Source organism: Streptomyces angustmyceticus (assembly GCF_040701845.1).
GTDB lineage: Bacteria > Actinomycetota > Actinomycetes > Streptomycetales > Streptomycetaceae > Streptomyces > Streptomyces angustmyceticus_A.
The window spans coordinates 1-10407 of record NZ_JBFBHQ010000050.1 but is presented as its reverse complement, the minus strand read 5'-3'; the positions used below and the strand labels follow the sequence as shown (position 1 = coordinate 10407).

Annotated in this window: 10 protein-coding genes and 1 riboswitch; of the genes, 1 reads left to right on the top strand and 9 read right to left on the bottom strand. The window is 69.1% G+C overall.

The annotated features are described in order from the left end of the window. Window positions 1-154: 154 nt before the first annotated feature. From AB0411_RS37585 to ctaE, 6 genes are all read right to left on the bottom strand, one after another. Complete coding sequence (locus AB0411_RS37585) at window positions 155-1534, bottom strand: aminotransferase class V-fold PLP-dependent enzyme (RefSeq protein ID WP_366421707.1); 1380 nt, start codon at window positions 1532-1534, stop codon at window positions 155-157. Window positions 1535-1715: 181 nt separating this feature from the next. Then, a riboswitch (SAM riboswitch) is annotated at window positions 1716-1833 on the bottom strand. Window positions 1834-1924: 91 nt separating this feature from the next. Beyond that, the gene (gene trpD, locus AB0411_RS37580) at window positions 1925-2989 is read right to left on the bottom strand and encodes an anthranilate phosphoribosyltransferase (RefSeq protein ID WP_366421706.1); all 1065 of its coding nucleotides are present in this window, start codon (window positions 2987-2989) and stop codon (window positions 1925-1927) included. A 171-nt stretch (window positions 2990-3160) separates the two neighbouring features. Then, window positions 3161-4798 (bottom strand): cytochrome bc1 complex cytochrome b subunit, encoded by a 1638-nt coding sequence (gene qcrB / locus AB0411_RS37575; RefSeq protein ID WP_366421705.1) that lies wholly within the window; start codon window positions 4796-4798, stop codon window positions 3161-3163. Next, the gene (qcrA, locus tag AB0411_RS37570) at window positions 4795-5859 is read right to left on the bottom strand and encodes a cytochrome bc1 complex Rieske iron-sulfur subunit (protein WP_366421704.1); all 1065 of its coding nucleotides are present in this window, start codon (window positions 5857-5859) and stop codon (window positions 4795-4797) included. The genes qcrB and qcrA overlap by 4 nt, the downstream gene beginning before the upstream one ends. Further along, window positions 5856-6665: a cytochrome bc1 complex diheme cytochrome c subunit gene (qcrC, locus tag AB0411_RS37565; RefSeq protein ID WP_088797294.1), complete on the bottom strand. Its 810-nt coding sequence runs from the start codon at window positions 6663-6665 to the stop codon at window positions 5856-5858. The genes qcrA and qcrC overlap by 4 nt, the downstream gene beginning before the upstream one ends. A gap of 77 nt (window positions 6666-6742) precedes the next feature. Further along, on the bottom strand, window positions 6743-7363 hold the full coding sequence (ctaE, locus tag AB0411_RS37560; protein WP_086717031.1) for an aa3-type cytochrome oxidase subunit III: 621 nt from the start codon (window positions 7361-7363) through the stop codon (window positions 6743-6745). A 264-nt stretch (window positions 7364-7627) separates the two neighbouring features. Here ctaE and AB0411_RS37555 point away from each other — a divergent pair, with 264 nt between their 5' ends. Then, on the top strand, window positions 7628-8029 hold the full coding sequence (locus AB0411_RS37555; RefSeq protein ID WP_086717030.1) for a response regulator transcription factor: 402 nt from the start codon (window positions 7628-7630) through the stop codon (window positions 8027-8029). Window positions 8030-8048: 19 nt separating this feature from the next. Here AB0411_RS37555 and AB0411_RS37550 read toward each other — a convergent pair whose 3' ends face one another. From AB0411_RS37550 to AB0411_RS37540, 3 genes are all read right to left on the bottom strand, one after another. Further along, entirely contained in the window at window positions 8049-9320 is a 1272-nt protein-coding gene (locus tag AB0411_RS37550) for a L,D-transpeptidase (RefSeq protein WP_366421703.1), read from the bottom strand. A gap of 134 nt (window positions 9321-9454) precedes the next feature. Further along, a complete protein-coding gene (locus tag AB0411_RS37545) occupies window positions 9455-9853 on the bottom strand; it encodes a cytochrome c oxidase subunit 4 (RefSeq protein ID WP_042161924.1) in 399 nt (132 codons plus the stop codon). Then, the coding region (locus AB0411_RS37540) for a cbb3-type cytochrome c oxidase subunit I (protein WP_366421702.1) at window positions 9850-10407 on the bottom strand (558 nt) is incomplete at its 5' end. The genes AB0411_RS37540 and AB0411_RS37545, both read right to left, overlap by 4 nt.

Genomic DNA, 10407 nt, shown 5'->3' with positions numbered 1-10407 from the left:
AAGCAGTCCCACACACCGGCCCCGCAGGCCCGTCACCGCACCCACAGCCCCGCGCAGCGGACCTGGCCCGCCGCAGGCGCAACGGCGAGCGCACCGCGCAGCGGGCGAAAACCGGCGAGCAACCCCCACGACGGGAAAGCCAAAAACGCGGAACTCACACCGCGCTTCGCGCGGGCACGCAACGGCCGTCCTCCGTGTGGTAGTTCCAGGTGGCGCCGTTCGTCACCAGTTCCTTGACGGCACGGAGGAAGCGGTCGACATGCTCATCGGGCGTGCCGACGCCCACGCTGACGCGGATGGCGTTGAGGGAGCGTTCGCCGGGGGCCGCGTCGGGGGCGCCGCACTCGCCGGGGTCCTGGGGGGCGCTGCCGAGGAGGGTGCGGACGAGGGGGTGGGCGCAGAAGAGGCCGTCGCGGACGCCGATGCCGTACTCGGCCGACAGGGCGGCGGCGAAGTGCGAGCTGTTCCAGCCCTCGACGACGAAGGAGAGGACGCCGACGCGTGCCGCGTCCTCGCCGAAGAGGGAGAGCACATTGACCTCGGGCACCTCGGCCAGGCCGGCGCGGAGGCGGGCGATGAGGTCCTGTTCGCGGGCGACCAGGTCGTCGAACCCGGCCTCGGTCAGGGCCTGACAGGCGGAGGCGATGGCGTAGGCGCCGATGACGTTGGGCGAACCGGCCTCGTGCCGGGCGGCGGTGGTGTGCCACTCGACGTCGACGCCGCCGTCCGTCCGGCGGGAGACCTTGCGGCTGGCGCCGCCGCCGGCCAGGTACGGGGCGGCGGCCTGCAGCCAGTCCGCGCGGCCGGCCAGCACTCCGGCGCCGAACGGCGCGTACAGCTTGTGGCCGGAGAAGGCGACCCAGTCGACGTCCAGCTCCGCGATGTCCACGGGGTGGTGCGGGACGAGCTGCGCCGCGTCCAGCACGATCCGCGCGCCGTGCGCATGCGCGGCGGCCGCCAGCTCCCGCACCGGCCACAGCTCACCGGTCACGTTCGACGCACCGGTCACACAGACCAGCGCGGGCCCGTAGGGCTCGCGCCCGGCCAGCGCCTTCTCCAGGGTGTCGACCGCCTGCTGCGGGGTGCGGGGCGCGTCGAGGTAGGTCACGGTGACGTCCGCGCGCTGCTCCCACGGCAGCAGGGAGGCGTGGTGCTCGGTCTCGAAGACGAACACCCGGGTGCCCTGCGGGAGGACGGAGGCGAGCAGGTTGAGGGAGTCGGTGGTCGAGCGGGTGAAGACCACCTGGTCCTCGGCCCCGCAGCCGAGGAACTCCTCGATGGTGCGACGGCTGTTCTCGAAGAGGTCGGTGGACAGCTGCGAGAGGTACCCGGCGCCGCGGTGCACGCTCCCGTAGTACGGGACGTAGGCCGCCACGTCGTCCCAGACCCGCTGCAGCGCGGGGGCGCTGGCGGCGTAGTCCAGCGCGGCGTAGTCGACCTCGCCGCCGGTCACCAGCGGGACGAGGACGTCCCGGCCGAGGACGGGCAGCGGGGCACAGACGGAGCTGTCGGCGGCAACGGCGGAAACAGACATGGCGAACTCCCGTAAGAAGCAAGTGAATTCGCTGCGGGACAGCGCGCTTCGGGTACGCGCGGGCGCACGGCGCGGCGCCGCAGCGGAAAGAAAAAGGGGATGCGGAAAAGGGGCCGTCGAGCCCTATCGCATTCGCTGATTCACGGAAGTTCTCCCTCGAGGACCAGGATCCCTGGCGAGGGATCCGCGCTTGCCGCAGACCTCGCTGCCTACGGCCTGGTCATCACCCGGGGCACCCCGCCACGGAAGGAGGGTTGCCGGACAGCGGGCCGGGGCCTGTGTCGCTGTCACTCGTGACCTGCGCAGAATCATGCCACACGGGCAACATCACGCAAGCCCCGGTCCGGATGGCGGAACGGGGCTTGCGTCACACTCCGTGTCACCGGCTGCTCAGCTGTTGCTGGCGGTCACCCAGCGCTCCAGCGTCTGCCGGGCCGCTCCGGAGTCGATCGCCGCGGCGGCCCGGTCGATACCGGCCCGGATCTGCTGCGCCAGCGGGGCGTCGGCGGGCTCCAGTGCGACCAGCGCCGCCGCGGAGTTGAGCAGCACCGCATCGCGCACCGGACCGGTCTCCCCGTCCAGCAGCCGGCGGGCCACCTCCGCGTTGTACGACGCGTCCGCGCCGCGCAGCGCCTCCACCGGCACCAGGGGGATCCCCACGTCCCGGGGGTCGAAGGCCTCCTCGCGCACCGTGCCGTCCCGGACGATCCAGACCCGGGAGGTCGCGGTCGTGGTCAGCTCGTCCAGGCCGTCGTCGCCCCGGAAGACCAGCGCCGACGAACCGCGCTCGGCGAGCACCCCGGCCAGGATCGGCGCCATCCGGGCGTCCGCGACGCCGGTCGCCTGGGCGCGGACCCTGGCGGGGTTGGTCAGCGGACCCAGGACGTTGAACGTGGTGCGGATGCCGAGCTGGCCCCGGGCGTTGGCGACGTGCCGCAGCGAGGGGTGGAACTTCACCGCGAAGCAGAAGGTGATGCCCGCTTCCCGGGCGACCTCGGTGACCCGCTGGGGGGTGAGGTCGAGGTTGACGCCGAGCTTCTCCAGGACGTCGGAGGCGCCGCTGGCCGAGGACGCCGCGCGGTTGCCGTGCTTGACGACCCGGGCGCCGGTGCCGGCCACCACGATCGAGGACATCGTGGAGATGTTGACGGTCTTGGCGCCGTCGCCGCCGGTGCCGACGATGTCCACGCTCGGTCCTGGCACCTCGATCAGCCGGGCGTGCTCGTACATGGTCCGGACGAGCCCGGAGATCTCGGCGACGGTCTCGCCCTTGGCCCGCAGCGCCACCACGAAGCCGGCGATCTGGGCGTCGCTGGCCTCGCCCCGCATGATCCGGTCCATCGCCCATGCGGTGTCCTCCGCGGCGAGGTCCCGGCCGTCGAGCAGGGCGTTGAGGATGCCCGGCCAGGTGTGGGCCGCCACGCTGTCGCCGCCGAGGGGGGTCGCAACGTTCATGGTCCACACTCCTGATTTGTCTCCTGCTTGTGCGTTCACCCTATCGAGCCGCCGGGCAGGCCGAAGGGCCCCGTCCGGATGGGGGTACCCCCTGCTCATGAAGAGCTTGGGGGAGGACGGGGCCCTCTGGGTGGCGTGCTCCCTACGGTGCGCTACGAGGCGCCGAGGTGATCAGTGGTGGCCGTGGCCGCTGGTGATCTCCTTGTACTCCTCGACCGTGGGCTTGGCGATGACGTTGTCCTCGCCGTAGTAGCTCTTGGAGAGCTTGGCGCGCAGCTTCTGCGAGCGCGACACCTTGCGTGCCACACCGTTCTCGTCGACCTCCGGGCCGAGCTCGATCGGCGCGGGCTGCTCGTGCTGGGTGAGCACGTGCAGCTGCTCCTGGTCGAGCGGCTCGTGGACCTCGATGAACTCACCGTGCGGCAGGCGCTTGATGACGCCGGACTCGCGGCCGTGCAGCACCTTGTCCTTGTCGCGCCGCTGCAGACCCAGGCAGATCCGCTTGGTGGCGATGAAGCCCAGCACCGGCCCGACGAAGAACGCGATCCGGACGAACCAGGTGATCGAGTTGATCGACAGGTGGAAGTGGGTGGCCCACAGGTCGTTGCCGCCGCCGATCAGCATCACGAAGTACGCGATCAGCCAGGCGACGCCGAAGCCGGTACGGGTCGGGACGTTGCGCGGGCGGTCCAGGATGTGGTGCTCGCGCTTGTCGCCGCGGACCCAGGACTCGACGAACGGGTAGACCGCGATCGCGACCAGGACCAGCGGGAAGACCAGGATCGGGATCAGCACGCCGAAATTGACGGTGTGGCCCCAGAAGTTCCACTCCCAGCCCGGCATGACACGCACCAGACCCTCGGCGAAGCCCATGTACCAGTCGGGCTGGGCGCCGGTGGACACCTGGTCGGGGCGGTACGGGCCGATGGCCCACACCGGGTTGATGCTGGCGATCGCGGCGATCGCGGCGATCACACCGAAGACCAGGAAGAAGAAGCCTCCGGCCTTGGCCATGTAGACCGGCAGCAGCGGCATGCCCACGACGTTGTTGTTGGTCTTGCCGGCACCCGGGAACTGGGTGTGCTTGTGGTAGAAGACCAGGATCAGGTGCGCCACCAGCAGGCCGAGCATGATGCCCGGCAGCAGCAGGACGTGCACCGTGAAGAACCGCGGGATGATGTCGTGCCCCGGGAACTCCCCGCCGAAGATGAAGAACTGCAGGTACGAACCGACCAGCGGCATCGCCAGGATGACGCCCTCGATGAACCGCACACCGGTGCCGGAGAGCAGGTCGTCGGGGAGCGAGTAGCCGGTGAAGCCGGTGAACATGCCCAGCACGAACAGCAGGAAGCCGAACAGCCAGTTGACCTCGCGCGGCTTGCGGAAGGCGCCGGTGAAGAACACCCGCATCATGTGGACCATCATCGCGGCCAGGAAGACCAGCGCGGCCCAGTGGTGGATCTGGCGGATGAGCAGGCCGCCCCGGACGTCGAAGCTGATGTCCAGCGTCGACTCGAAGGCCTGCGTCATCCGGATCCCCTGCATGGGCACATAGGAACCGTGGTAGGTCACCTCGGCCATGCTCGGGTGGAAGAACAGCGTCAGGTAGACACCGGTCAGGATGATGATGATGAAGCTGTAGAGCGCGACCTCGCCCAGCATGAAGGACCAGTGGTCCGGGAAGATCTTGCGCATGTTGGACTTGGCGAGGCTGTAGATGCCCAGCCGTCCGTCCGCCCAGTCCGCGATCCGCTCGCCCCGCGGCGCCGGGCCACGGCGTGTGGTGGTCGCGGTTGTCTCGTTACTCATCCGCGCTCCCAGAAGCTCGGGCCGACGGGCTCCCCGAAGCCGCTTGCGGCCTCCAGGAAGCCGTCCTTCTCCGTGATGTGCAACTGCGGCAGGGCGTGTCCGGCAGGACCGAAGATCACCCGACCACCGTCAGAGAGGTCGAACGTCGACTGGTGGCAGGGGCAGAGCACGTGGTGGGTCTGCTGCTCGTACAGGCTGATCGGGCAACCCACGTGGGTGCAGATCTTCGAGTACGCCACGATGCCCTCGTGCGACCAGGACAGTTCGTGCTTGTCCTTGATGTCCTGCGGCTGGATCCGCACGAGCATCAGGGCGTCCTTGGCGATCTTCTCGGCGAACTCCTCGTCGTCCTCCTCCAGGCCCTCGGGCTTGGCGAACGTCAGGGAGCCGACCGCGATGTCCTCGGGACGCAGCGGGAGGTTGGTGGACTGGTTGACGAGCCGGACGCCCTTCTTCCAGTTCGTGGTGCGCAGCTTGGTCCCGGGCAGCGGGCCGAGGTCGCGCAGCAGCACGACACCGGAGAGCGGCACCAGGGCCAGCGCACCGAACATCGTGTTGCGGATCAGCTTGCGGCGGCCGAGCTGCGACTCCTTGGCACCCGCCGCGAAGTCGGCCATGACCTTGGCCTTGACCTCGGGGGCGGCCTCGATCGGGTGGCGGTCGTCGGCGACCTCCTCGTCCGACATCAGCGTGCGGGCCCAGTGGACCGCGCCGGCGCCGATGCAGAAGAGCGCCGCGCCGAGGGTCAGACCGAGCGCGAAGTTCAGCGCGCTGATGTGACCGATCGGCCAGATGTAGACGATCTTGTCGATCGGGATCGCCACGTACGAGGCGATGAAGGCGACCGTGGCCACCATCGACACGACGAAGAGCATCGCCACGGTGCGCTCGGAGCGCCGGGCGGCCCGCTCGTCGATGTCCTGGGCGCGGTGCTCGTGGGGCGGCAGGCCCGGATCGGCGAACGGGTTCTCCGCCGTGGCCACCGCACCTTCGTGAGCCGTTTCCCGCTCAGTGGGGAGGGTTTCTTCTGGCACGTCTTCGTGTCGTCCAGTCTCGCTCATGACTTCTTGGCCTTCGTAGTCCGGGCTGCGACCCAGATGGCGACCGCGATCAGCGCGCCCAGGCCGAAGATGTAGCCGAAGAGACCCTCACTGACCGGACCGAGACCGCCGAGGTCCAGGCCGCCGGGGCTCTCGGATTCATCGCCGTTGACGGCGCCGAGGTACGCGATGATGTCCTTCTTGTTCTCCTTCGACAGCGAGCCGTCGCCGAAGGAGGGCATGTTCTGCGGGCCGGTCTCCATGGCCTCGTAGATGTGCTTGGGGTCCACGCCCTCGAGCGTCGGTGCGAACTTGCCGTCGGTCAGGGCGCCGCCCTTGCCGGTGAAGTTGTGGCACTGCGCGCAGTTGGTGCGGAACAGCTCGCCGCCCTTGCCGATGTCGGCACCGTCGGCGCTGTACTGCTCCTTGGACGGCACGCTCGGGCCGGGGCCCAGCGACGCGACGTAGGCCGCGAGCTGGTCGATCTGGGCGTTGGTGTAGATGTTCTTCTTCCGCGGCACCTGGGCGCCGGGCTGCTGGGCCGGCATACGGCCGGTGCCCACCTGGAAGTCCACGGCTGCGGCGCCCACGCCGACCAGGCTCGGGCCGTCGGAGGTGCCCTGACCGCCGGTGCCGTGGCAGCTGGCGCAGCCCACGGCGAAGAGCTTCTTGCCCTCCTTGACGGCAAGAGACTGGGCGGTGTCATCGGCCTGAGCCTTGTCCGCCGGCGCGAACGCGGCGTACAGCCCCCCAGTGACCGCCAGCGCGAAGAGTAGGACGACGAGCGCCGCCAGCGGATGGCGCCGTCGTGCGGAGAGCTTTTTCACGGATTACCCCGGTGTCAGGATCTTCTGCGTCGATGCTTTGGCTATGTCTGTCTGATATGCGGTACCGGCCGGGCCGGTTACCGGATCAGGTAGATCGTGGCGAAGAGGCCGATCCAGACGACATCGACGAAGTGCCAGTAGTAGGACACGACGATGGCCGCGGTGGCCTGCGTGTGGGTGAACCTCTTGGCCGCGTACGTCCTGCCCAGGACCAGCAGGAAGGCGATCAGACCGCCCGTCACATGCAGTCCGTGGAAGCCGGTGGTCAGGTAGAACACCGAGCCGTACGGGCCGGACGAGAGCGACAGGCCCTCGTGCTTGACCAGCTCCGTGTACTCGAAGACCTGACCACCGATGAAGATCGCACCCATGATGAAGGTGACCACGAACCAGGCCCGGAGCTTCTTGACGTCGCCGCGCTCGGCGGCGAACACGCCGAGCTGGCAGGTCAGGGAGCTGAGCACCAGGATCGTGGTGTTGGTCGCGGAGAACGGAAGATTCAGCGCACTGGCGGATTCCTTCCAATACTCGGATCCGGTCACCGAACGAAGGGTGAAGTACATCGCGAAGAGGGCCGCGAAGAACATCAGCTCGGAACTCAGCCAGATGATGGTTCCGACGCTGGTGAGGTTCGGCCGATTGACCGACGGGTGCGCGTGCCCGGTTTCTACTGTCGTTGCTGTCGCCACGACCGACATTATGTCGGTCGCTTATCCCGCCCTCACTCCGGGGGGTGCCGTTCGGTGTGTCAAGGACGTATGCCCTGCTCGTACGGCCCAATTTCGACAGTCGCCCGAAGGGGGGAAGCGCCGGGCGCCCCGGTGTCCGCCCGGCCCGCCGGAGCCCGTTCTGACGGCCCGTCGGGAAGATCCCGGATCCGCTCAACCCCTCCTGTGGGCCCCCGTCGCGGGAGTAGCATCCGCCTCACCCGATGCTGTGCCGCTACGAAGCGTGGAGGAACGATGCAGGCGACTGCCACGGTGCTGGTCTACAGCGACAACGCCCACACCCGCGAGCAGGTCCGGCTGGCGGCCGGACGGCGCCCCGCCGCCGATGCCCCGCAGATCGAGATCCTGGAGTGCGCCACCGCGCCCGCCGTCCTCACGGCCCTGGAGCAGGGCGGCATCGACGTCTGCGTGCTGGACGGCGAGACCGCGCCCGCGGGCGGCATGGGCGTCTGCCGGCAGATCAAGGACGAGATCTTCCAGTGCCCGCCGGTGCTGCTGCTGATCGGCCGCCCCCAGGACGCCTGGCTGGCGACCTGGAGCCGTGCGGACGCCGCGGTGACGCATCCGCTGGACCCGGTCGCCTTCGCCGACGCCCTGGCCGGCCTGCTGCGCCGCAGGAACCTCGTACAGGCCTGAGGGGCCCGCCGGGCGGCGCTCAGAACTTCGGGCGCAGACGGGCGTCGGCGGCGGGGTCCTGGGAGCGGTCGGCGGCTCCTGTGGTGTCGGCCTTGCCCTTCAGGGCACTGCCGTCGCGCCACTCCTGCCAGGACAGGTTCCAGTCGCCGAAGCCGTTGTCGAACGGCGTCATGGTCTCGCCGCCGCTGTTGACGACCCTGACGATGTCGCCGACCCGCACGGTGTTGAAGAACCACTGGGCGTTGCTCATGGACATGCCCGTGCAGCCGTGGCTGACGTTCGCCGCGCCCTGGGACCCGACGGACCAGGGGGCGGCGTGGACGTACTCGCCGCTCCAGGTCACCCGGGTGGCCCAGTGGACCGGCAGGTCGTAGGAGTCCGAGCTCCCGGCGGCGATGCCGACGGTGGAGCTGCGCATCCGGACGAAGCTCTCCTTGCCGAGGACGACCTTGATGCCGTTGCGGGTGGAGAAGCCGGGCTTGCCGGTGGTCACGGGGATGGTGTTGATCGACTCGCCGTTGCGCAGCACCGTCATGTGGTGCGCCGCCGCGTCGGTGATGGCCTCCACCCGGTCACCGGTGGTGATCTTCACGGGCTTGGACGCGCCCCCGTAGAGCCCCTTGGCGACCTTCAGGCCCGCCAGATTGCTGTGCACCGAGATGGTGGCGTGGGCGGGCCAGTACTCCTTGGGGCGGAAGTGCAGCTTCTTGTCGTCCACCCAGTGCCAGGAGCCCTGGACCCGCGGCATGGAGTCGACCTTCAGGGCGCTCTCGACGACGGCCCTGGCCTTCTGGCCCTTGATCGGCTGGCTCAGCTCGGCGGTGACCGGCTGGCCGACGCCGTACTCGCCCTCCTTCGGGCCGAAGGTGGCGGTCAACTGGCCGTCGGCGCCGCGGGTGTTGACCGTGAGGGTCTTGCGGCCGGGTGAGCCGTCCTCCTCCTCGGTGCTCACCCGCACCGTGTAGCGGCTGCCGGCGGCCAGGGGCACCGTGGTGCGCCAGTGCCTGCCGTCGGCGCTCAGCTCGCCGCGTACGAAGCGGCCGGTGGCGTCGGTGGCGGTCACGTCGGTGATCCGCGAGTCGTCGCCCTTGACGGAGACTTCGAGCGGCTTGTCGGGGTCCGCTTTCTTGTCGCCTTGGGGGATGTTGGCCGAGATCTGGTCGGCCGCGTCGTAGGGATTGGCGGAGAGCGCATCCGAATCCGAGCCCCCGCACGCGGTGGCGCTCACCGCAAGGGGCACGAGCAGGAGGCCGCAGCTCAGCACCGTCCGGGTTCGAGGTCTGTGACTCATGCCCCAAAAATATGAAGAATCACCTGTCCCAGCGCGCTGGAGGAGTGCAAACGGGTCTGCCCCCGGCGGCCAAATGAGGCGGGCCCGGACACCTGTTGAGGTGTCCGGGCCCGCCCTACGGCCATACGCCGTCGTTACTGCGTGCGGTTCTCACCGTGGTAGTACTCGAAGACCCAGCCGAAGAGACCGACGAGGATCACCGGCAGGGAGAAGTACAGCAGCCACCAGCCGAAGACCACGCCCAGGAAGGCGAGCGCGCCACCGACGGCCAGGGACAGCGGCTGCCAGCTGTGCGGGCTGAAGAAGCCCAGCTCACCGGCGTCGTCCGAGACCTCGGCGTTCTCGTTGTCCTGTGCGCCCGCGTCGACCCGCCGGGCCGTGAAGGCCAGGTAGTAGCCGACCATGATGCACAGGCCGAAGGCGAGGAAGAGTGCGGTGGTACCCGCCGGCTCCTTCGACCAGACGCCATAGACGATCGCCATGGCGAGGACGAAGACGGAGAGCCAGATGAACATCTTGCCCTGGATCTTCACTTGCCCGCCTCCTTGCCGCCGGCGAGGGCCTTGTCGTCCTCGGAGGCGCGGCCGTTGTGCAGCGCGTCGAGGGCTGCGATCTCCGGGTGGTGCAGGTCGAATGCCGGGGATTCGGAGCGAATACGCGGCAGGGTGAGGAAGTTGTGCCGCGGCGGCGGGCAGGACGTCGCCCACTCCAGCGAGCGGCCGTAACCCCACGGGTCGTCGACCTCGACCTTCTTGCCGAACTTCGCCGTCTTCCAGACGTTGTAGAGGAACGGCAGGATCGACAGGCCCAGCAGGAACGAGCTGATCGTCGAGATGGTGTTCAGCGTCGTGTAGCCGTCGGCCGCGAGGTAGTCCGCGTAACGCCGCGGCATGCCCTCGGCGCCCAGCCAGTGCTGGACGAGGAAGGTGCCGTGGAAGCCCACGAACAGCGTCCAGAAGGTGATCTTGCCGAGCCGCTCGTCCAGCATCTTGCCGGTGAACTTCGGCCACCAGAAGTGGAAGCCCGCGAACATCGCGAACACGACCGTGCCGAACACCACGTAGTGGAAGTGCGCCACCACGAAGTA